Raw genomic sequence first — 22,440 nt, 5'->3', positions numbered from 1 at the left:
ATTAAGATTGAGAGGTATATTCTATGATCAAATTAAGTGTATTAGACCAATCACCTATTTCTGATGGCAGCACAGCAGCTGAAGCTTTTTCACATACAGTAACACTTGCGCAAGAAGTTGAAAAACTAGGATTTACACGTTTTTGGGTATCCGAGCACCATAATTCAGTTAGCTTAGCTGGTTCAAGTCCAGAAATACTTATTTCACATATTGCAGCGAAAACTGATTGTATTAGAGTTGGTTCTGGTGGCGTTATGCTGCCACATTATAGTCCATATAAAGTTGCCGAGAATTTCCGCGTTCTAGAAGCACTTTATCCAAACCGTATCGACCTTGGTGTCGGGAGAGCACCTGGTGGTATGCCGATAGCAACTCGCGCACTTCAAGAAGGTAAAATGGTCTCACTTGATCAATATCCAGAACAAATTGCAGATGTTGCTATGTACTTACATGATCAAGTACCAGAAAACCATCATTATGCAAATTTAAAAGCTACTCCAGTTATCCCAACATCTCCTGAAATGTGGATGCTCGGTTCTAGCGGGGAAAGTGCAATGATTGCTGCAAAGCAAGGCGCTTCTTTTGCATTTGCACAATTCATTAACGGATACGGTGGCCCTGAAGTAATGAGAGCTTATCAAGAACAATTCCAATCTTCCTATTTAGGCGATAAACCAAAATCAATCGTATCTATTTTTGTTATTTGCGGAGAAACAAACGAAGAAGCGGAGAAGATAGCATCAAGCCTTGATTTATCGATTTTACTATTAGAGCAAGGCAAACGGACTACTGGTACTCCATCTATCGAAACCGCTCGAAACTATTCGTATAGTGCTTATGATTTATTCCGCATTAAGGAAAATCGCCAACGTATGATTGTCGGTGATCCGTCTTCTGTGAAAGAAAAAATATTAAACTTAAGCAAAGCCTACAATACTGAAGAGTTTATGATTGTCACAATCACTCATCAATTTGAAGATAAATTAAACTCTTATCGCCTATTGGCAGACGCTTTTAATTTATAATAGCGAAAGGGAGATACATCACATATGATGCATCTCCCTTTCTTACTACCAATCAATTGTTTTTGCTTCCTATATATTCAATAGCCTCTTTTAATAACTCATCAAAATTATGAGGATAATCATGTTTTAAGTTAGGCACAACTTTATACTTATGTTCTATATCTTTATCCTTTAATAACTTTACAAATTGCTGTGTACATTCGAAACAATCTTCATCTTGATCCCCACATATTATATATCCTTTTATGCTTTTATCATGTAATATTCCAATCATTTCTTCCCATTCTTCCATTTCCGGGAGCCACGGTGCCACAAAAATAAAACCGTTCACTTCTATTTCACCTTGCAACATGGAATGTAACGCTACTCTTGCCCCAGCAGAAAAGCCACCAATAATAATATTTCCAAATGTTTTATTCACTTTAATCTTATTGTAATGTCCTTTTAACTCTTCTCTTCCTCTTTCGATATTATCCCAAACATATCCATCTGAAAATTGAATTTGGGAAGATTGAGGCAATGCCAGCATAAAACCTTGTTCCATTACAGAGTTCCAATATGGTTCTATTATTTGTATATTTTCTTGATCCCCATGCAGTGTTATTAGTAGATTTTCATTTTGTTTGCTGTATTTATATTTCAGGTCTGCTTGTTCCGATTTCTTTGCTAATTCTTCTCTTTCTTTACATAATTGAACCATTCTATGAAACTCTTCAAATTTATGTAGTGGTTTTAAATCATCATCGGAAATTAAATACTCACTTCCGTACCAAAATCCATTCTCTATAATGGCTTCCTTCATTAAATACATCGCTTCTTCTTCAAGTCCTGCAGCACTTGCTAACGCATATTTAAAATTATATATTTGTGCTTCATTACCCATTACATCTTTAGCGTTTTTCATTATGTAAGAATACGCCTCAAAACTTCCTTTATTTGCATAACAATCTAACGTTTCATTTAATAACTTAATATAAGTCATACTATTTTTCATATAGAAATTCCCCCGTAACTTTTTATAATAATTGTTTCTCCAATCTTCCTATCATTCTAGGGTCACGGTATAAGTAGGTGAATTCTACAATTCAACTTAACAATACCTGCTTCTCAGAATGATATTTAATAATTAATGTATGTATACGCATAATACACCACTCCTTCCTATCCACTAGTTGTAGTATAAAACTAAATAAACTGAAAAATCAATATTTCAAAAAAAAAAGACAACAATATATTATTGTTGTTCTCATAACATCTTACCCACTATTCTTTTTTTCTTATCTGGTTTACTTGAAACTAAATAATGCTTTTCTGAAATATATAAGTTTCTTTTTAATATACGATTTAAATATGGTCCTAATTTCACTCCGCATATGAGGCGATCTTCGCTATCTTCAACAATTGGGAACATTTCTTTTTCTGTTACATATTGATCTACGGCCTTTTGTACGATATCAATTTCTTTAACTAGGTTTAAATTTTCTTCTGTATGTTCAAATACTTCAAGCGTTTCCTTCGTTATCAGAAAAAAATTTGTTGGAAATGCAGGTAAATAAGGCTTTAACAAATCATAATTTACTGTGTAATCATCATTTACTAAGACTGTATAAACGATATTAGCATTCGTTTCTAGAAACTTAGCCATCGCTTGTTCTAATTCATCTTTCGTAATTTCCCTATCTTCTTTTCCAGTTCTGAAAAAGCGAAACATCGTATCGCCTCCTTTTTACTATATTATAGCATAAAAGAAAACTGAAAAATTATAAAAAACTCTATTGAAAGAATTTTTCGATAGAGTTTTTCTGTAATCAATTTATGTTTATTTTAAGAATGCACTTAACATCCATACATGTTGTTCTAATGTCGTATGAATTGCTAATAGCATATCAGCTGACGTTTCATCACCAGCTTCACCAGCTACTTCCATACCTTCTTTTAATTCTTGAATAAGTGCAGAAAAATCGTTTACTAAAGTTTGTACCATTTCTTCTGCAGACTCTTTGCTTGTCCCTTCGATTACAGTTGAAGTTGCTAAGTACTCTTTCATTGTCGCTAACGGTTTTCCTTCTAACGCTAAAATACGCTCTGCTAACTCATCAATGTACGTTCCTGCTTCATTATAAAACTCTTCAAATTTCTCATGTAATGTAAAGAAGTGTGGTCCTGTCACATACCAATGATAATTATGCAGTTTCACATATAATACATTCCAGTTTGCTACCTGCTTGTTTAATACTTCAACAACATTTGTTTTCGTACTCATACAATCCACTCCTCTTATCATGTTACTATCTTTTAATAACCTAACGTCATTTTACCATACATTCCCTATTTTTCCGAATAAACAGCTTACATGTAACAAAGTTTTAACACCTTTAATATTTCCCTACTCTCATATAATTCATGTATTCTTTCAACTACTTCATATGTCTAATTGTCCAAGCTCACACATATGCATAATAGTAAGTCAAGCTCATCATAGAAGAAAGAGGGATAACATGGACAATCAACAATGGCAAGTAGCAAAGAAAGTCGCTGCTACTTATATCGGAACTGTCGTTGGAGCTGGATTTGCTACTGGACGAGAAATTGTTGAATTTTTTACAGTTAACGGATTGTACGGGACCATTGGCATATGTATAAGTGGATTTTTTTTTATTTGGCTCGGTACAAAGATGATGTTACTTTCATCACAGATCGGGGCATTTTCAGCGCAAGAATTTAACAAATATTTATTTGGGGATGTATTTGGAAATGTTGTAAATACTTTATTATTACTCGTATTATTTGGCGTAACTAGCGTTATGTTATCAGGAGCCGGGGCAGTATTTGAAGAACAACTCCGTCTCCCGAGGCAACTTGGTATTTTCATCACAGTCATCGCCTGCCTCATTATTGGGAGCCGGGGATTACAAGGTGTTTTTGAAGTGAATACACTTGTCGTACCTATTATGATGATTTTTATTATCGGACTTGCTATTACAACCTTTATTCATGGTACAACTCCTATTATTGACACCGTTCCTACAGAAAGTTGGAATATGAAATGGATTACTAGCCCTATTACATATGTCGCATTAAATCTTTCTCTCGCCCAAAGTGTTCTTGTCCCATTGGCCAGTGAAGTAAAAGATCGAAAAGCTATTTTATGGGGTGGTATTTTAGGAGGCGCGGGACTTTGCTTTATTTTATTATGTAGCCATTTAGCAATATTATCAGTTGATCAATTTTATCAATATAACATCCCAATGGCTGAAGTTGTAAGAAGGTTTAATGCAACTTTCCATTTTTTCTTTGTTCTTATCATTTTTGGTGAAGTATTCACAACATTAGTTGGGAATATATTCGGAATGACAAAACAAATGCAATCCATTACCGGATGGAAAAGTAATAACATTATTTACTTCATATTACTAATTAGTTATTGCTTTAGTTTCATCGGATATAGTGAATTACTTCATATTCTATACCCTATTATCGGTTGGGTGAGCATCATCTTACTACCGATTATTGCCTTTAAACAACTTCAAAAAACATGAAAAAACATCCGTGTATACGGATGTTTTTTCATGTTCATTCACAGTCTTCACATACTTCCCAGTACGGCCCCATTTCTACTGCAAGGTATGGCTTTAATTGCAAACGAATCATTCGACTTGGCATGCGTTCTAATACGAATTGAATGCCGTCTTCCTCTTCATCCAACTCAACTTTTGAAATAGCAATTCTTTGCATAGTAGTAATAGGGCTTCCATCTTTATATAAAGTGATTTTCACCTCATCATACTCATTAAAATACAATTCAACATTCATTTGCTTTTTTAACATTTCATCAACAATTTCATAATTATCATTTTGTTCCTGGATTATATATTTCCAGCCGCCTCTATCCAATTCTATCGGAGCTGCTTGGAATAATGTCATCAAATCCTCGTATAGCATAAGATAACCCCTCTCTTACTAAAAAACGATGAGTATTTTATATACCCTTTATCTCTATCACTATCCATGTTTATTGTACCATATATCACGAATCTTACCGCACTCATTTGCTTTATATACACATACAAAACATATAGTATTTTCAGTTCACTCACTATTCACTAGTACGTCCTCTTACTGATAACTTATCACTTTCCTTATTTCCTACACACTACTTATACATCTTAAAAAAACACAAAAAAGAAGAGTAATTTATATCACTCTCCTCATAAGACTTTTCCTGTAGCTACTAATGCTAACACTATAATTAAACTGGCAAATAATAGTGATACAATTAAACTAAAAATCGGTAATATTTTCTTTTCATTCTTCTTAGATAATAACCTTAAACTAAGAATGATATTTAATGGGACAAATATCAAATAAAGATATTTAACAATTTGTAATGAACTATTTGAAAGTGTTTTAAATACAAACACTTCAATTAAAAAAACAACAAAGAATAAAATACTTAACCAAAACGAGACATAGCTAAGCCAAGAATTTCTTTTCGTTCCCCAATACACTCCCATACTGATCTCCTTTATATGTAATCTATACTATATTCATTATACACCCACTTAACAAATTCCTCTATTTTTCGACAAATATTAAATACATTGAACCTCTAATCCGTTTATCAGCTAAAAAGACTGTCTCTAATAGCACTAATGCTATTTTGAGACAGCCTCCCCTTTTTATACTTTAAATCTTTCAATTAATCCTTGTAACTCTTCAGCCATTTGAGATAATGTACCAGCTGCGGAACCAATTTCCTCCATCGAAGCTAATTGTTCTTCAGCAGACGCCGCGACACTTTGTGTACTCGTCGCATTATTTTGTGCTGTCATTGCAATTTGCCCTACTGAAATAGATACTTCATTGGCACCTTTTGACATCCCATTAGCCGTTTCAACCATCGTTTTAATTTGATTAGCAATTTCATTTGTAGATTGTAAAATCTCAGCAAAGTTTTGCTTCGTTTCATTTGCAATAACTAGTCCAGATTGAACTTCTTCATTTACATGACCCATAGATTTTACTGTCTTACTCATATCATCTTGTATTTCACATATTAATTTACTAATTTCACTGGAAGATACGCTAGATTGCTCTGCCAATTTACGTACTTCATCTGCAACGATCGCAAATCCTCTTCCGTGCTCACCAGCTCTTGCAGCTTCAATTGCAGCATTTAAAGCAAGAAGATTTGTTTGATCTGCAATATTTTGGATTACTTCTAATATGTCACCAATTTGCTTTGATTTATTATTTAATAACTGTATAACTGCATCAGATTGTGAAACAGATTCTGCAATAGACTGCATTTGATTTACTGTTTTCCCTACTAGCTTTCCACCATCTTCTGCTTTTTCACGAGTATGAGTAGAAGCCGTATTAATAGATGATGAACTATTTGCTACATGCTGAATTCCTTCTGTTACATCAAACAGTAACATCGCACCATTTTCTACACTTGTTGTTTGCGTCGTTGCCCCACTTGATATTTCATCCATTGCCATTGTAATTTGTTCCGTTGCTTCACTCGCTTGTCTTACACTCGCAGTTAGCTCTTCTGATGCCGCTGCAACATGCCCGGCTGAATCATTAATTCTTCCAATTAACGTTCGTAGTGAATCTGTCATCTCATTAAAACCTTTTGCAAGTTGACCAATTTCATCGTTTGAATGAATTTCAATTGTTTGCGTTAAATCCCCTTCGCTTATTTCTTTAGAAGTGACAACTAATTGTTTTAAAGGTTTGGTAATAGAAAGTGTCACGAAATAAATAAGCGCTCCGCCTACAACTAATGAAATAAACATTACAATTAACATATTATAAAATACAGGCTGAGCAGCTTCAATTACTTCATTTGAGTACATCGTTCCACCGATTTTCCATCCTGTTTTTAAGTTTGTAGCAAATACCATTTTCTTTTCACTACCGTCATACGTGTATGAAAAAGTGCCCTGATTATCTTCGTAAATTTTCTTTGCCCAAGAATCAGCTGCCTTGTCACCTGATTTTTCTTGAGGGTGAGCAATTATTTTTTGTTTTCCATCTAAAATGAAAGCATAGCCTTTTTTACCAATATTGATTAACTTTGTTGTTTTCAATAAATTCTCTAAACTTAAATCTACCGCAACAACACCATTTTTATCTTCTGTTTGTTTCGCAATCGTTACGACAATATGTCCATTTCCTTTCGCCTTATACGGTTCAGTGACCACGATTCCACCTTGTTTACTCACTGCATCTTTATACCAAGAGCGGGTTGTTGGATCATAATCTGCTGCCATTTGTATATTTGGTTCTTGCACAAACTTCTTATCATTGCCGGCAACATATACTTGTTCAATATCTTTATTCAAATTAATATATTGAGATAACAGCTTTCTTAATTCATCTTGATTATCTCCTTGATACATATCACTATGAATCACTCGTGCAAAGTTATTTACTTCGTTAAATTTCGCCTCAATCATTTGATTGATTAAATTATCTAATATTTTTATATTATCGTGAGCACTACTCGTAATTTGTGATTCAAAATTCTTTTTAGCCGTTTGATAAGACATGCCTCCAATAATAGAGACAGCTGCAATTAAAATTATCAAAAATGAAATTAATAGCTTTTTTGCTACTTTTATATCTCGAAACCACCTTAACAGTTTACTCATTATAAACCTCCTACATTTAAATATTAAGTTTTAAAGATAAATAACCAATTATGAATATATCCCATTCCCTATCCTCTATTTTTACAATTCGTTTTTGATAAACACCTTGTAAAGTTTAAACAAATATTTCCCCTTTGTCTATATATATGAATAATATTATTATAAAATTTACAAATACAAAAAACCAAAGGAATAGTCCTTTGGTTTTTTACATTTTTTTATGTTGCTTAGAAATCTTCTTCCACTTATCACGCTCAGCTCTTGCGAGAATAGCATCTTGTTTTCTCATAAAATACGCCAATTCTCTTTGCAATTTTTTATAACTTTGCAAACGATTTATCGTCATTAGCCCGTTATCAATTGCTTTATGCACTGCGCATCCTGGTTCATTCTCATGTTTACAATCTCGGAAGCGGCATGTTTTTGCAAGTTCTTCAATATCAGAAAATGTTGTTTGAATTGCATTGCTTCCTTCCCAAAGCTGCAACTCCCTCATGCCAGGAGTATCAATGACTAAGCCCCCACTCGGTAGTTGGAACAGCTCACGATGAGTTGTCGTATGCCGCCCTTTACTATCTTCCTCACGTATATCTCCCGTTTTCGCTATCTCAATTCCTACGAGTGCATTTAACAAAGTAGATTTTCCAACCCCCGATGAGCCGACTAAAGCAATTGTTTTTCCTGAAGCAACAAATTGTTGTAACGAGTCAATACCTGTATGCTCTAAACTATCGACGACGAAGATCGGAACACCAATTGCAACAGCTTCCGTTTCTACGATTTTTTGTTCCACATCTTCACATAAACTACTTTTTGTTAAAACAATAACAGGCATTGCACCACTTTCATACGCTAATAGTAAATAACGCTCCAGCCTTCTTACGTTAAAATCATGGTTAAGTGCATTCACTAAAAATAAATAATCTACATTTGCTGCAATAATTTGTTCTTCAGTTCTATTACCAGCTTCTTGTCTTGAAAAAGAACTTCTTCTCGAAAAAATACGATGAATGATTGCCTTTTGCTCATTTTCTATTTTCTTTATATACACCCAATCACCAACCGCTGGGTAATCTCCTTTCGTTACCGCTTCATGCCGAAACTTCCCAGACAGTTCTGCCATATATTCACCATCATTACAAATAATGCGATATATATGCTTATGTTCAAGTAAAATACGTCCTACTTCATAGTTCTCAACAGCTTGTTCTTCAAAAAAAGAATCCCAGCCGAACGATTCTAAAATATTTTGATTCAAATTGATATCCTCCCTAGTTTATAATCTAAGTGGAAGGATAGTGCGCTCACTTATATAGTATCGCCCTTTCCATCCACCTTTGTATTTGGTTTATTATTCATATAAGTTAATTTCGCCATAATACATCACCCCGTTCTAATTTTAATTACTCTCATTATATGGAATATCCCGTTAAAAAGCTACTTTATTTAACGTAATTTTCAAATAACTTATTTTTCAGCATTTTAATTTGTCCGCGATGACTAATTTCATCTTCTAGCACGTGAAACCAAAGGTAGTGCTGATTATATGCTACACCATTAGGCCACTTTCTTTCTGACATTAGCCATTCATCATCCCGTTGTCTCAAATACTCTAATGTTTCTTCTCGAACTTTCTGTAAAAGTTGTACATAATACTGTATTTCATAACCACGGATAGATCTCCCCGCTTCCCCTAAATACAGTGCATCTTCCCATACTTCTAATTCTTCTTTTGTAAAATCACGATTTTGAAAAGAAATAAGCTGATGGACTTTTTCTATAGCCGCTATATGCTTCAGTAAAGCACCAATTGAATTCTCACCACTCGGCATTATTAAATCCAATTGCTCCACTGCTAAATCATCTATTTCCTGTAATGTTACTGCCCGGGTATGCTCCATCATACTTACAAGTTCACCTATATTTTTTGTATAACCATCTACACTTCTTATTCGATAATCTATATACATTTCACGCACCCCTTTCTGAATTCATATTAGTGAAAAAATGCTTCATATAATAGACTGAAATATATCAGATTTTTCTGTTATAATTAAATTAAACAAGCAAATAGCCAGAACAAATTTTCTCAATATGCTGATATAAAATTAAAAAAGGAATATATATTTAATAAACGAATCTTATTCACTAAAAGGAGTGGATTCGATGGAAATGTATCAATGGCTAACTGCTGTTCTTGTTGGTGGCGTTACTGGCTTCGTTTCCCATCTGATCAATAACCAAGGTAAGTTATTGCTTCCACGCCGTTTAAAAACGTTTTTCCACTTTGGTTTTTTAACCGATATATTTACCGGTAGCCTAGCTGCACTTCTTGGACTCGTTTTATTCGATGTCACCACAGTAAAAGAAATTATAAAAGTATCAATTGTAACTGCCATTTCAGGTCAAACATTTTTACTTCATCAAGCTTTAGGTGGTGAACAGGCTAAAAATACGCAAATCGGGAAAGCTGATGAGAAAATTCAAGAAATTGACAAATTATTACGACGTTAATCTATACTTTCTTTAAAAATTATTGTTATAATGAAAAATAAATATTTTCTATTGCGTCGTTTGTCAGAAGAAAGGGTGTTTCGTATGACAAAAAAGAAAATAGAAGATTTCTTAACAAACTCCGAAAAAGAGGAACTGCTAGAAAACTATAAATGTTTACGAGAAGCCCGCACAAAAAGCGAAGCTAACTTTTTTGGTGAAGCAGTAGACCATCTATTAAATAAAGTAAAAAAACGAATTACTGAAGAAGCAGGCATACATGATGAAAATGCAGCAACTGTGCAATCAAAGAGAAAAGCACTGTTTTAGCTAAAACAGTGCTTTTTATTACGGCATTTTCACATTACTTTCACATCTATTTCACAAATATACGTACTCCAGTATGGTAAGCTAAGTATATCCTTTTCCAAGGAACTATATGCCGATATATAAATCCCTATCTCTGTAGGGATTTTTTATTTTGTTGTAGAAAAGAAGCTCAGCGTTAAAACACTCACCTCTTCCCTTCTAATCTTCTAATATAGATTCAATTTGTTTCATATCTTGTTCATTCAATAAAACATCCACCGCTCTTACACTTTCTCTTATTTGCGCTGCTCGCTTCCCGCCAGGAATAACAGTATCAATTCCTTCTTTATTTAATAACCATGCTAACGCTAAATGCTTTAGTAAAGCACTAATTGAATTCTCACCACTCGGCATTATTAAATCCAATTGCTCCACTGCTAAATCATCTATTTCCTGCAATCTTACTTTACTATATACAGCCGGGTGCTATAAATTAGCAAAACCATTTACACAAAAAGATTTATGATCCCGCCAATTGCTGTTTCACCAATCAGGAATACATGCGCTTAATTCTTTTTTACTTTATTTTTGTACTGGACCCTTTTGACACTTTAAGGATTTGATTACATTTTATACACATCATTAATATAGGGCCACCCACCTGTTTCAATTCCTGTAGTTGCTTATGCTCACACTTCCCCACATTATTACCTCCCTTATCATATAAATAGATAATTTTGTAATCACCGTAAAACTACCAGGTCCCTTCCTTTTCTGCTTCAAATATTTCCTTTTACCATTCTCTATTTCCCTCTGGCCATTCCTAATTTAAAGTCTGAATAAAACGTTTAAACGCCGATATCCCTGCTTCGTCTCTTTTAAAAACACCAGCATCTTCAAGCGCCTGTACAAATTTCCGTCCCACTTCTTCTCTTACAATATCCTGTACATTTTGTTCATTTATCTGATTGCTATATTTGGTTTTTAATTGTTCTGCCCACCGTATATGATACGATGGAATATCACTTGGAATATCAAGTAAGAATTTTTCCACTTCCTGAAGCTCTGTTTTTAAACGAGCAGGAAGTACAGCTAACCCCATTACTTCAATCAGGCCGATATTTTCCTTTTTAATATGCTGTACTTCCCCATGAGGGTGGAAAATACCCAGCGGATGTTCTTCACTTGTGCAATTGTTTCGCAAAACAAGATCCAATTCGTACATACCATCCCGGTGGCGTGCAATCGGCGTAATCGTATTATGTGGAATTTCATTCGTAAATGCCAATATATTAACAGAAGGGTCACTATATCCCTTCCACCTCTCTAATATGTACTCCCCTGCATTTACTACTTGTTCTATATCGTTACTTCTTAAGCGAATAACTGACATAGGCCATTTAATAATAGAACATTGCATTTCTGGAAAGTTGGTTATTTCAAAAATTAGGTCGTTTGATGCATTAGCCATAGCAAATTCATAACTTCCACCTTGATAGTGGTCATGTGTTAGAATAGATCCTCCTACAATTGGCAAATCTGCATTAGAACCAAGGAAATAATGTGGGAATTTTTCTACAAATTTTAACAAACGTAAAAATGTTTGACGGTCAATTTTCATATCACGGTGTTCTGAAGACAATACAATACAGTGTTCATTGAAATATATATACGGAGAATACTGTAGAAACCAGCTTTCATCTGTAAGATTCATACGAATCATACGATGATTCGAGCGTGCTGGATGTCCAATTCTCCCTCTATATCCTTCATTCTCAATACAGAGTAAACATTTTGGATAATTTGTACTTTCCAATACTCTCTCTCTAGCAATTTGTTTCGGGTCTTTTTCCGGTTTTGATAAATTAATCGTTATATCAATGGGTCCATATTCCGTATTTACTTTATAATTTATATTTTTGGAAATTTGCTTCATTTGGATATAGTTGCTGTTTTTACTTAACTCATAGAAGTAATTTGTCGCAGCCTTCGGATTTTGTTCGTATTTTTCATAAAATAGAGAATTGATAACGGACGGTTTGGACATAAAAACATCCATAATTGCACTTGCTAAAATCTCCTTCTCGTTCATTACTGCCTCAATGACTTTATGCATACAAGCATATTCAATTAACTCTTCCAATAACTCCGAAATTGCTTTCTTTGCGGGCGCTGACGCTTCCACTACAAAGTCATCTAAACGAAGTAAGGAAAGGATTTGATTCCTTGTATATATTTCATCTTCTTTTTCAATCAATTGAACTTCAATAGCACAATCAATTAACTGCTGGATAGCTTGATATATCATCAGTATATACCTCCTCTAACCTTATAGCGGTTTTCGTTGTTACGATGCAAGTTCTATGTACCTTTTATAATTTTATGAACAGACGTATGGGATAACCACCATTCTAATATACGTTTTGCTTTCTCCGAAGAAGCTATTAGCATACTTGAATCGCCCGTTTAGTATGCTATTTTGTTACATTATACGTATGTAAAAACACTTCTACAATCAACATCTTGTCGTATTTTTTAGACATCTTGCTTTTCACTTTTAACAACTCACTAAAAACATACAAAGGAACATTTTTTAAAAATCAGTTTCCCATGATTCAATGAACACAATGAGGCCTATCTCCTCTGAGATAGGCCTCTAATTTCCGATATTACACGAACTATAAAACTACCTTTATCTTAATTCGAGGTTTTTATCTCTGTGTCTCTCCCCCTGAAGTCACCTTTTCAATACGTAAATTATCTAAAATAAACGTACCTGCTCCAGTATCCCCGTTTAAATTCGTTCCATCACTGAAAATTCCAACATAAGTTTGACCGTTCTCAGAACCTGTCACAGTAAACTCTGCTGTTTTTGTGTCAGTAGATGCAGTAAGAGTGTTATTCACACTCAATCCCTTTGCACTCGCAATGTCTCGAACATCAATTTCTTGATCCCCTGAAATAAAGCGGAATGCATTTGCTGTTGTTTGATAGTCAAATGATACTTTATAAGTTACACCAGGTTCAAAACGATAATTTTGAGGAATAGTACGGTACAGCAAACCTTTATTTCCAGTGTTCACTTTTACGGACCAATTCCCACCTAATACATCATCGACTAATTTTTTACCTGCCCAGCCTTTTTGCGTATATGGGGCATGCAGTTCAGACAGATGAATTCTGTTATCTTCTACCCCTTCTGTGTTACCAATAACGAATGGGTAAATACCTTGTACTACCGTTTCAAAATCTTGTTTAAATTCCATTGGTGAGACATGATTTTTCAAGGACTTTTGAACGATCCGAATATCATCAAATTTTGTGTTTCCTTTTCCGGAATCACGGCTGAGAGTTAATTTAGCTTTATTAGTTACAGCTGTAAAGCTTACTTGCATGATTTGCATTTTGCTATTGTATCCATCATTTGAGGCATGTGAATCTGCCTTAACATAGTTCTTTTGCAGGCTGCGAAGTGTGTAATTGTTTACGTCTTCTTTCCCACCTGTTACTGTAATTCCGGCCTTTACATCACTATTATTTTCAACATATACCTCTGCTACATAATCTTTACCTGGTTCCAAACCAGTAAGGACACGTGAAACAGTTGTATCTTTTGACGGACTATCAATATTCAAGTAGTAATCTCCACTACTTACATTACGGTTGCTTCCAGTTTGATTCGTTCTAACGGCGCTTACAGCTTTGTTATCACCTTGAATAGTTGTATATGCACTTACTTTTCCTGTATTGAATCCTGCGTCATATATATGAGCACCCTTGCTCCAATCATAGTCAAGGATTTCCAAACCTTTATCTCTTTTTGGTACAACAACATAAGGAGTTGCCGCACTAGCTGTCAAAGTTACCTTATTATTTACGACCTTGACTTCTTTCATATCTGCTCTACCGCGATCTGTCAGTTTGTATACATAAACACTAGATGCATCTTTATATTCATCTGGAAGTGTCCAAGTAGTTGTACCACCTTCCAAATTCCAGTGATATAGTTTTTCAGAATTAGAAGTTGGGTTTTTAAAGTCTTGTTTCACCCAAGGAATTAAATAAGTGTGTCCATCAAGTACAACGTTTCCATTTAGTGTAATAACACGTTCCCTAGAATTGTCTTTTCTAGTTACATCGACAACATCCCCATTACTTGGGTCTTTCAATTTTATTTCCTTTTCTAAGTTTGTCTTGCTTTTATCCCCTTCTACAGCTGTCCAATTCGTTACATAATATTTTTGTAAGAATTTAGTAGGTAGATTCGTATCAAATGTCATGCGAATAAAATTATCAAAATTCTTATCAGATTGCCACCCTTCGAAACCAGCTAATTCAAATCCACCAAGCAATGGATGATCAGCAGTTCCGCCTACTTCAGGCCAATTCAAAACCCAAGAATCTCTTTGGTGATTGCTAATAAAGCGTAGTACTTCTGAGTTGATACCTTTGCTTTCCGGTCCACCGTAGTTTTTATCGGTAGCCCAGTGTTGCCACGTTGAATAATTGGCCATAGAACCACCAAATTCCGTTGTTAGTCTCCAGCCCCTATCTTTAAATTGATCTGCTATTCTATTTGATTCCCATTGATTTTGATACCATACATCCAAATAGATAAAGTCAAGATCAGGGACAGCAGTTTTCAATTCATCTAGTCTTTTCGCACGCGCTCCAGAATATAAATCTTTTAATTTATTAATTGTATAAGATTGATCTAACCATCCCCATCCTAAAGAACTTGAACGATCAATAAAATCATTATTGAAAGCTTTCGCTTCAGGATAAGTTTCTTGCGCATTGATATGGACACCAAATTGGGTATTATACTTACGTCCCTCTTTAATAAGCGTATTTAAATCTTTAGCACCGCCCATACGTTCACCCACATCACCATAATCTGGATGACCACTGTCATGCCCTTCGTTTGCATATCCTTTTAATATTACAGCTTGCCCCAATTCATCTGTAGCAAGAGCAACCTTTTTAACATTATCTGCTGTTTTTAAGAATGGTTGTTGTACTTGTGATCCGAAATTCATTGCAATACGCATTCCAACATTATTGTTTACATCTTGATATCCTTTAATGTCTTGCATAATATCACGATATGCAATCGCCGCATCTTGCCAATCTGTCTTATTATCAGTATTCAAATCTTTAGCGATAGCTATTTTTATAGTTGGTTTATTTTTTTGTGGTTCTGACATAAAATCTCTTTGGTAATAGAGTGCACTAGAACCTATTCCCATTGCTTTCGCACCATTTTTATTTACATATCGATTAGCAACTAAGTTTTTATAGCCATCCACTTCTGAACTGGACCATACACCCGCACTCAATTCGTCATTTGACAAAAATGCAGTATAATTTTTAGTAGATGTACCTATTTCCTCCATAGAAGAATCTACGCTTACATCCACATCTCCTGATTTCCTAACATCAGTACTAATATTCGTTAATTTAGCTTTTGCACCTTTTTGCTCCGAATTTACTGAGATAACGTTCATATCAGCAAACTCAACTGTTTCAATTTTTGCACTACCATTATTTTTAATTTCATCGAAACTATAAATAACTTTATTATCATTTACTTTCAAAGATACTTTAAATACAGCATCAAGATTTTTAATTTCATCCACAACTTTTAATGTATATAGCACTTCACTATCGCTTAACTTTTCAAAGCTTACTTTAGGATAGTATAGTCCACCATTTACTTTCAATCCGTAAACAGGTGATTCTTGTCCATTCATTACTTTATCGCCAACTTTGTATTTCACAACCCGCGGGAATACTTGGTCAATAATGACATCCATATACTTTGACTTTAATGTATCTTCTACTGGCGTGGTATCTGGAGGTTTTGGCGCACTATATTCCTTGATTTTGATATTAGAAATCGTAATATCGGCAGCTCCTCGGCTTTTTTCAAACCCAAGTCCCCCCGCTTGATCTACACCACCTGTTAAAGTCCAAGAATCTACCTTTTTACCATCAATGTATAACGTCGCAACATCGTCCATGAATACTAAACGTAAATGGTATGTTTGTTTTGCTTTTAACGGCACGTTTGAAGTCATCGAAGTCCAATTGTTTATAGGTCCAAATGTTTCACCAAAATACTGATCGTTCGTATCCCCTGTTCCTACATATGTGTATGTAGATGCATTTTGAACACGATAGATTAATCCAAAGCGATTCATCTTATCAGTATTAGTAGTAACATCCGCTTCAAAAACACCATTTTTAATCGCTTTCATTTGGTTATAGACAATTCGATTCTTTTGGGTAGATGTAACACCGAAAGTTGCTGAACCATCTTCATTATAAGTAACTTTTCCGTCTCCTGAGATAATTTTAAAGTCGCCTTCTTCTAATTTATTATCCGTAATGTCGACAAGTTTTTCATCTCCTGGATCCGTGCCTCCATCCCCAGGTACATTTCCTAATTCAATGAGTACTTGACTTTTTTTATCTCCAAAAGCACCGAGTTTAACCGCTTCCTTACCTGTAAGGAGGTTATTTACATCATTAGGTAAATTAACTGGTCCAAATAAATCTTTTCCATCTAATGTAATATTCAAAGTGGTTGCGTTATAATCAATTTTTATGGAATGTGAGGTCCCAGCCTCTGGAAGTGGAACATTCGGTCTCGTTTTTAACCAATCACCTTTTCCTTGATATTTGTATTCATAGAACCATCCAAGTGAGTCGTAGCCTACAAAAACGAAGTTATTATTGTCAATATAGTGAGGATAGAAACCAAATCTAGTATCTTCACCACTGGTTTCTGGAGTAAAGGTATACTCCATCGTTCCCGATTCTTTAGCGACTTTATTTTGTTCTTGAAAAATTGCAGCTTTAGCCCCATTATCATTTCCGGCACCTGTTCCAAGCCTTGCATAGGACTTCCCATTTTGTTCTATTATTGCATTGATTTCGTTTCCTCCAGATGAAATTGTAACCCATGGATTAGACACATTTGCTCCTACATGTAATGGCACAATCATACTCACTAAAAATGTTGGCACAATCAGCACAAGTGCAAGAAGGGTATTAAAAGCTCTCTTGAAATGCTTACTCTCCAAATTTTCTCCTCCTTTGAATTTTTAATTTTAGTTAAAAACAATACCTGCACATTAATTTTTAAAATATATCAAAATCTGAAAGGTACCGCTTTCACTTAAGTTTAGAATAGTTTTTTTTAAGTGCCCACTCAATAAAGATATTGTTTCTTTTTTTAGATATATTGTCTTTTTAAAGCGCTTACAAAATAAGGATGTTGTTACCTTTTCAGGTATGTTTTTTGTTGAATCTTACAAAATTCAATCGTTTTGATTTTACACGTCAATTAACAATTATTGTTTTATTTATATATAAATTTCATACCACCTAGCATTAGTCATGGTTACTACTCCCCTAACTGTTCTGGACTTTCAACCTAGGGTTTGCGACTATGCTGGACGCACTAAAAAATGAGCAGCCGAATGTCTGCTCATTTTTCTTCATTCCATTTAAAAAGCGGTTCTGGTACAAATCTTTTTTCAAGAAATGAAGGACATATGGAAGAAAAGATATTGTACTAACTTTGAAGCTCAGCTGTTACTTTTACTTTAGCAAACCATGAGTTAGCTGTCTCTTTCAATACGATATTCAGTTCTTCAGTATTCCGTTTACCAATATTTTTTAACCAATCACGACCTGCTTCTTCACCGCCTATAGCAAACGGTATGACACCGTCTTTCCAAGTTGCCCGACCACATAACACTCCGTTAAAGGTAGAACCGGAGTCTTTAGCAAATTTTAATGTTTCTTGAAATAATTTTGCGCTTACTCCTGCACTCAGGAAAATAAACGGAAGCTCGGTTGCTTCACTTTGTTCTTTGAAATAGGAAGCTGCTTTTTCTTTACTGTAAACAAATTCACCTTCTGTATATCCTTCCACAAAGTTCATATCTACTGGAACTTCTACTTTTAATACATCTACTTTATATTGTGGTTTCGAGAACTCCTTCATGGCCTCAATCACTTTATACGGTTTTATTTTTGCATATGCTTTACTTTTCACATCATCACTTTCAGCATCATAAGTAACAATCTCCAAGAAAAATGGTATGTCTTCAGCTACACATTCGGATCCGATACGTTCCATATAGACATGTTTATAGTTATTAATTTTTTCATCTTCATTGACATCATAGTAGAGTAAGAATTTAATAGCATCGGCACCTGCTTCCTTTAATCGTTTCACTGACCATTCTGATAATAAATCCGGCAACCGTCCTACTTCTGACGCATCGTATCCAGTTTTTTCATACGCTACGATTAATCCTGATTCTTTATCGCGGACCTTAGCCGCTGGCAGACCATATTCCGGGTCCAAAAGAATCGCTGTAGCAAATGGTGTTAGTTCCTCAGAAACTAATTCTTTGAAACGGATAATGCCCTCATCTCCAACATGACTTGCACCGCCAGACGCAATCATTTTTTTCAATGAACCACGTTGATCAATAGCCAATGCTCCAATTATGCCATTTTCAGCAGATAACCGTTTTAGAGCTTCCAATTTATTTTTGGTTAGTTCTAACATCAACATTCTCCTCTATCAATCTATTTTTTCAACTTTAACGAGATCAAAGTATTGTTTAAACTTATTCACATTAATATAACCAGTTCCAGCTTCCATCGTATTTAACATTCCTGTAGTCATCGCCATTTTAAGAACAGTCTCGACCATTTGATGTTGATGTAATGCCACAGCTAACCCTGCAACTGTCGCATCACCAGACCCTACAGGATTGACCACTTCTATTTTTGGAATCGTAACTCTGTAATAGTTCTCTCCGTGCCTAACAAATGCACCTTCACTCCCCATTGACACGATAACCCACTCAATCCCAGTAAATAGTTCATGGTTTAATGCTTGCTTCAGATCAATGATTCCCGCTTCCATGTTAATGCCCAGCAGCTGAGATAATTCCGCTGTATTTGGTTTGATGGCAAATGGTTTTTCTTTATTCACCAAAGCGTTTTTCAAAGATTCTCCTGACGAATCCATAATTACTGGAATTTCATTTTTATGACAGATTTCTAGCATTTGATAATAAAAGTTAGTCGGTAACCCTTTCGGCAAACTGCCTGAAATTGTCACAAGTGAAACTGTTGTAAGTAAAAATTCGAATTTCTCTAAAAAACTAATCCCTTCTTCTTTGGATAATGTTGGACCAGATTCTAAAATCTCTGTTTGCATCCCTTCATGAAGAATGGCAATACAATTTCTTGATTCTTTTTTGATTTTCAAAAAGTCATTTGGAATATTGACTTTATTTAATTCTTGAATAATGTATTCCCCAATCGTACCACCAAGCACACCTGTCGCTAGGACAAATTCATCCATTTGAGCGATCACTCGCGCAACATTCAAGCCTTTTCCACCAGCATTTTTATGAACCGTTTCCACACGGTTAACAACATCTAACTTTAATTCATGAATCGAATAGGAAATATCGACCGATGGATTCATGGTGACAGATAAAATCATTAGTAATCCCTCTTTCAGAAAATTGTTTAAGCTTGAAAACGACATATACCATCAAGATAAGTAGCAGTTACATCCATCGTTGGCGTCATCACAATAAAGTCAGCATCATATCCCTCGGCAATCTTCCCGCATTCGCCATCGAGCTGAATACTTTTTGCTGGTGCAGTACTCGCCATGTAAATCGCTTCCTCAGGTGTGGCAATTCCCCACTCGACGACATTTTTGACAGCATCTTTTAATTGCAAAATGCTACCTGCTAAACTTCCACTTTCCAAACGAGCCATTCCATCTTTTACTTCCACAGGAAATTCTCCCAGTTGATAAGTTCCTTCAGGCATACCTCCAGCCATCATACAATCGGACACCATAACAATCTTTTCTCTGCCACGGACATTCATTAAAATATTTGTGGCAACGGGATGAACATGATGTCCATCACATATGATTTCGGCAAAAACATCTTTTAGATTCATGGCCGCTCCGACCATCCCCGGCTCACGGTGGTGCAGCGGACTCATTCCATTGAAAGTATGAACAAAAATGGAAGCCCCTTTTTCAATCGCTTGCTTTGCTTCTTCATAAGTTGCGTCACTGTGGGCCAACGCCACTGCAATCTCTTCTCCCACAGCATATTCAATAAATTCCACTGCCCCTTTCCTTTCAGGCGCAATCGCAATTTTTTTAATAGAATCATTTGATAATTTCTGCCAAGCTTTCAACATATCAACCGATGGGTCACAAAAATATTTTGTGTTTTGTGCTCCTTTATGCTTTTCAGTAAAAAACGGCCCTTCTAAAAAGATTCCTTTAATTTTGGCGCCTTGCACTCTCGTGTAATTGGCACCAATCATTTCAACGACGTTATTCAATAATTCTACCGAAGAGGTTAAAGTTGTCGGTAAAAAAGATGTAACTCCGCAAGAAAGGAGTCCTACCGAAATTTGGTTCAGTCCTCCAAAATCATTATCCATAATGTCATGATTTCTAAATCCATGAATATGTGTGTCTACTAGACCAGGAGCAATCCAATGTCCTGTACACTCAATAATTTCGGCCATTTCCTCTGGCCTGTTTTCTGAAAACCCACCGAATTTCCCATCTTTTATTTCCAAAAATCCAGGCCCTACGGCCATCTCCTCTAGAAAAAACTTATCTGCAAAGATAAAAATAGACATGTATTTTCCCCTATCCTAGTTACTCATATTCGTAGATGGTAACACCTTTAACGACACGGTTCACTGTTCCTGTCAGTGAAGGTGTATCCGGTGTATTGCCTACTTTCACGGAAGCTAACAGTGAGACTGTTTGCCCAATCATGACAAAAGGTAATGCTAAGTAAGCATCTGGTACAGACTGAGTCTCGCTGCCGAATACAAACCTGTTCCCAGCATAATTAGTTTCTCCATCAACCTCGATGGCACAGATATAACTGGCAATATTGTCCTGCTGCATTTCTTTTAACATATCTAAATCATATTGACGTGTATACGGATGGTTAGAAACAAACACAAAAACTAATGATCTTTCGTTTACAAATGATTTTGGACCGTGTCGGAATCCGAGTGGTGAATCAAATGCGGTGACAATTTTTCCAGCTGTCAGCTCTAATATTTTTAATTGTGATTCTTTCGCTAAGCCTTCTAAACTACCAGAACCTAAGTAAATAATTCGGTCAAAATCAAAATCTACTATCTCTTGGATGACGTTTTCCCTTTGAATGACACTTTCACCCATTTGATGAATTTTTTTCACTATCTTCGATTTTTCTTCAGTCGATATAGAATCAAAAACGAGTAATGACATTAACGCCATGCAAGTATAACTTCCTGTCATTGCAAATCCTTGATCATTTGATTTTTCAGGCATCAATAGCAATAAATTTTTTTCATTATTCAGGGCCCGTTTGGCTAATTTACCATCTTTAGCACAAGTAATCGTTATTTGATACAAATCGGTTACTATTTGCTCCGCTAATTGTACGGCAGCAACACTTTCCGGGCTGTTCCCACTTCTAGCAAATGAAACGAGTAAGGTTGGAAAATCCTTTTTGAAGAATTGATAAGGATTTGAAACTAACGTGGTTGTCGGAATACTTAGTACTTCCCACTGTTTTTCATCGACTTTTTCTATTAAATAAGGGGTGACTGTATCCCCGACATATGCAGACGTTCCTGCGCCTGTAAAAATAACTCGAACCCGGCTGTGTTTCATTAATAATTTTTGCAAAAACTCTTCAATTCCCTCGCTTTTTTCCATATACAAAGCAAAGGTTTCGGCCCATAAATCAGGCTGCCGTTTTATTTCCGCTGTTGTTATCGATGCACCTAACGAAACTAAGTTTTCTTGACTTAATGTAAACATATTCGTCCACTCCTCTACCTATTTGCCATCATTCTCTCCATAAAAGAAG

At 35.3% G+C, this 22,440-nt stretch carries 18 protein-coding genes and 2 pseudogenes; 4 read left to right on the top strand and 16 right to left on the bottom strand.

Annotation, left to right across the window (positions count from 1 at the left end):
* The first annotated feature begins 23 nt into the window (after positions 1-23).
* Entirely contained in the window at positions 24-1,025 is a 1,002-nt protein-coding gene (locus EXW56_RS09900) for an LLM class flavin-dependent oxidoreductase (RefSeq protein WP_002200784.1), read from the top strand.
* Positions 1,026-1,077: 52 nt separating this feature from the next.
* On the opposite strand, the gene EXW56_RS09895 is transcribed toward EXW56_RS09900, so the two are convergent.
* The 3 genes from EXW56_RS09895 to EXW56_RS09885 form a co-directional block, all read right to left on the bottom strand.
* Positions 1,078-2,019 (bottom strand): alpha/beta hydrolase, encoded by a 942-nt coding sequence (locus tag EXW56_RS09895; RefSeq protein ID WP_002200785.1) that lies wholly within the window; start codon positions 2,017-2,019, stop codon positions 1,078-1,080.
* A gap of 252 nt (positions 2,020-2,271) precedes the next feature.
* Positions 2,272-2,736, bottom strand: a complete 465-nt coding sequence (locus EXW56_RS09890) for a DUF3939 domain-containing protein (RefSeq protein WP_002158214.1) — start codon at positions 2,734-2,736, stop codon at positions 2,272-2,274.
* 108 nt (positions 2,737-2,844) lie between these two features.
* A complete protein-coding gene (locus EXW56_RS09885; protein ID WP_002200786.1) occupies positions 2,845-3,288 on the bottom strand; it encodes a Dps family protein in 444 nt (147 codons plus the stop codon).
* 235 nt (positions 3,289-3,523) lie between these two features.
* Between EXW56_RS09885 and EXW56_RS09880 the strand changes: the two genes are divergently transcribed.
* Complete coding sequence (locus EXW56_RS09880) at positions 3,524-4,564, top strand: YkvI family membrane protein (protein ID WP_002200787.1); 1,041 nt, start codon at positions 3,524-3,526, stop codon at positions 4,562-4,564.
* 34 nt (positions 4,565-4,598) lie between these two features.
* Here EXW56_RS09880 and EXW56_RS09875 read toward each other — a convergent pair whose 3' ends face one another.
* The 6 genes and pseudogenes from EXW56_RS09875 to EXW56_RS09855 form a co-directional block, all read right to left on the bottom strand.
* The gene (locus EXW56_RS09875) at positions 4,599-4,967 is read right to left on the bottom strand and encodes a DUF3979 family protein (protein WP_002086098.1); all 369 of its coding nucleotides are present in this window, start codon (positions 4,965-4,967) and stop codon (positions 4,599-4,601) included.
* Positions 4,968-5,233: 266 nt separating this feature from the next.
* Positions 5,234-5,539 (bottom strand): hypothetical protein, encoded by a 306-nt coding sequence (locus EXW56_RS09870; protein ID WP_002200788.1) that lies wholly within the window; start codon positions 5,537-5,539, stop codon positions 5,234-5,236.
* A gap of 165 nt (positions 5,540-5,704) precedes the next feature.
* Positions 5,705-6,523, bottom strand: a complete 819-nt coding sequence (locus tag EXW56_RS28080) for a methyl-accepting chemotaxis protein (RefSeq protein ID WP_407057248.1) — start codon at positions 6,521-6,523, stop codon at positions 5,705-5,707.
* Between the two features lie 123 nt (positions 6,524-6,646).
* A pseudogene (locus EXW56_RS28075) lies at positions 6,647-7,585 on the bottom strand (HAMP domain-containing protein); the annotation flags it as partial.
* A 310-nt stretch (positions 7,586-7,895) separates the two neighbouring features.
* Entirely contained in the window at positions 7,896-8,945 is a 1,050-nt protein-coding gene (rsgA, locus tag EXW56_RS09860; RefSeq protein ID WP_002202295.1) for a ribosome small subunit-dependent GTPase A, read from the bottom strand.
* 184 nt (positions 8,946-9,129) lie between these two features.
* Positions 9,130-9,657: a DinB family protein gene (locus tag EXW56_RS09855; RefSeq protein WP_199661325.1), complete on the bottom strand. Its 528-nt coding sequence runs from the start codon at positions 9,655-9,657 to the stop codon at positions 9,130-9,132.
* Positions 9,658-9,853: 196 nt separating this feature from the next.
* On the opposite strand from EXW56_RS09855, the gene EXW56_RS09850 reads away from it, so the two are divergent.
* Positions 9,854-10,201 (top strand): DUF4257 domain-containing protein, encoded by a 348-nt coding sequence (locus EXW56_RS09850; RefSeq protein WP_002200792.1) that lies wholly within the window; start codon positions 9,854-9,856, stop codon positions 10,199-10,201.
* A gap of 84 nt (positions 10,202-10,285) precedes the next feature.
* Positions 10,286-10,510, top strand: coding sequence for a hypothetical protein (locus tag EXW56_RS09845; protein WP_002200793.1), 225 nt, complete (start codon positions 10,286-10,288; stop codon positions 10,508-10,510).
* Positions 10,511-10,708: 198 nt separating this feature from the next.
* On the opposite strand, the pseudogene EXW56_RS09840 reads toward EXW56_RS09845, so the two are convergent.
* The 7 genes and pseudogenes from EXW56_RS09840 to EXW56_RS09810 all read right to left on the bottom strand — a co-directional run.
* Positions 10,709-10,870: pseudogene (locus tag EXW56_RS09840) on the bottom strand (aldo/keto reductase); the annotation flags it as partial.
* A 442-nt stretch (positions 10,871-11,312) separates the two neighbouring features.
* Positions 11,313-12,797 (bottom strand): UDP-glucose--hexose-1-phosphate uridylyltransferase, encoded by a 1,485-nt coding sequence (galT, locus tag EXW56_RS09835; RefSeq protein WP_215597406.1) that lies wholly within the window; start codon positions 12,795-12,797, stop codon positions 11,313-11,315.
* A gap of 403 nt (positions 12,798-13,200) precedes the next feature.
* Entirely contained in the window at positions 13,201-17,577 is a 4,377-nt protein-coding gene (locus EXW56_RS09830; protein ID WP_215597405.1) for an endo-alpha-N-acetylgalactosaminidase family protein, read from the bottom strand.
* Positions 17,578-18,071: 494 nt separating this feature from the next.
* On the bottom strand, positions 18,072-19,079 hold the full coding sequence (gene lacD / locus EXW56_RS09825) for a tagatose-bisphosphate aldolase (protein ID WP_215558346.1): 1,008 nt from the start codon (positions 19,077-19,079) through the stop codon (positions 18,072-18,074).
* Positions 19,080-19,094: 15 nt separating this feature from the next.
* Positions 19,095-20,030 carry a tagatose-6-phosphate kinase gene (lacC, locus tag EXW56_RS09820; RefSeq protein WP_215558345.1) on the bottom strand — a complete coding sequence of 312 codons (936 nt, stop codon included), beginning with the start codon at positions 20,028-20,030 and terminating at the stop codon, positions 19,095-19,097.
* 26 nt (positions 20,031-20,056) lie between these two features.
* Positions 20,057-21,205: an N-acetylglucosamine-6-phosphate deacetylase gene (nagA, locus tag EXW56_RS09815; protein ID WP_215597404.1), complete on the bottom strand. Its 1,149-nt coding sequence runs from the start codon at positions 21,203-21,205 to the stop codon at positions 20,057-20,059.
* Between the two features lie 19 nt (positions 21,206-21,224).
* Positions 21,225-22,391, bottom strand: a complete 1,167-nt coding sequence (locus EXW56_RS09810; protein WP_215558343.1) for an SIS domain-containing protein — start codon at positions 22,389-22,391, stop codon at positions 21,225-21,227.
* Positions 22,392-22,440 lie beyond the last annotated feature (49 nt).

The sequence above is a fragment of the Bacillus mycoides genome (genome assembly GCF_018742245.1).
Lineage (GTDB): Bacteria > Bacillota > Bacilli > Bacillales > Bacillaceae_G > Bacillus_A > Bacillus_A cereus_U.
The sequence above is the reverse complement of the archived record's forward strand: the minus strand, read 5'-3'. Positions and strand labels throughout refer to the sequence as shown.

What these genes read in the sequence shown, in the direction of transcription:
- EXW56_RS09880 (WP_002200787.1), top strand. Translation starts at nt 3,524, where the DNA reads ATGGACAATCAACAATGGCAAGTAGCAAAGAAAGTCGCTGCTACTTAT.
- lacC (WP_215558345.1), bottom strand. Translation starts at nt 20,030, where the DNA reads ATGATTTTATCTGTCACCATGAATCCATCGGTCGATATTTCCTATTCG.
- EXW56_RS09895 (WP_002200785.1), bottom strand. Translation starts at nt 2,019, where the DNA reads ATGAAAAATAGTATGACTTATATTAAGTTATTAAATGAAACGTTAGAT.
- EXW56_RS09850 (WP_002200792.1), top strand. Translation starts at nt 9,854, where the DNA reads ATGGAAATGTATCAATGGCTAACTGCTGTTCTTGTTGGTGGCGTTACT.
- EXW56_RS09810 (WP_215558343.1), bottom strand. Translation starts at nt 22,391, where the DNA reads ATGTTTACATTAAGTCAAGAAAACTTAGTTTCGTTAGGTGCATCGATA.
- EXW56_RS28080 (WP_407057248.1), bottom strand. Translation starts at nt 6,523, where the DNA reads ATGGATGAAATATCAAGTGGGGCAACGACGCAAACAACAAGTGTAGAA.
- lacD (WP_215558346.1), bottom strand. Translation starts at nt 19,079, where the DNA reads ATGTTAGAACTAACCAAAAATAAATTGGAAGCTCTAAAACGGTTATCT.
- EXW56_RS09870 (WP_002200788.1), bottom strand. Translation starts at nt 5,539, where the DNA reads ATGGGAGTGTATTGGGGAACGAAAAGAAATTCTTGGCTTAGCTATGTC.
- galT (WP_215597406.1), bottom strand. Translation starts at nt 12,797, where the DNA reads ATGATATATCAAGCTATCCAGCAGTTAATTGATTGTGCTATTGAAGTT.
- EXW56_RS09900 (WP_002200784.1), top strand. Translation starts at nt 24, where the DNA reads ATGATCAAATTAAGTGTATTAGACCAATCACCTATTTCTGATGGCAGC.
- EXW56_RS09855 (WP_199661325.1), bottom strand. Translation starts at nt 9,657, where the DNA reads ATGTATATAGATTATCGAATAAGAAGTGTAGATGGTTATACAAAAAAT.
- EXW56_RS09875 (WP_002086098.1), bottom strand. Translation starts at nt 4,967, where the DNA reads ATGCTATACGAGGATTTGATGACATTATTCCAAGCAGCTCCGATAGAA.
- EXW56_RS09885 (WP_002200786.1), bottom strand. Translation starts at nt 3,288, where the DNA reads ATGAGTACGAAAACAAATGTTGTTGAAGTATTAAACAAGCAGGTAGCA.
- EXW56_RS09845 (WP_002200793.1), top strand. Translation starts at nt 10,286, where the DNA reads ATGACAAAAAAGAAAATAGAAGATTTCTTAACAAACTCCGAAAAAGAG.
- nagA (WP_215597404.1), bottom strand. Translation starts at nt 21,205, where the DNA reads ATGTCTATTTTTATCTTTGCAGATAAGTTTTTTCTAGAGGAGATGGCC.
- EXW56_RS09890 (WP_002158214.1), bottom strand. Translation starts at nt 2,736, where the DNA reads ATGTTTCGCTTTTTCAGAACTGGAAAAGAAGATAGGGAAATTACGAAA.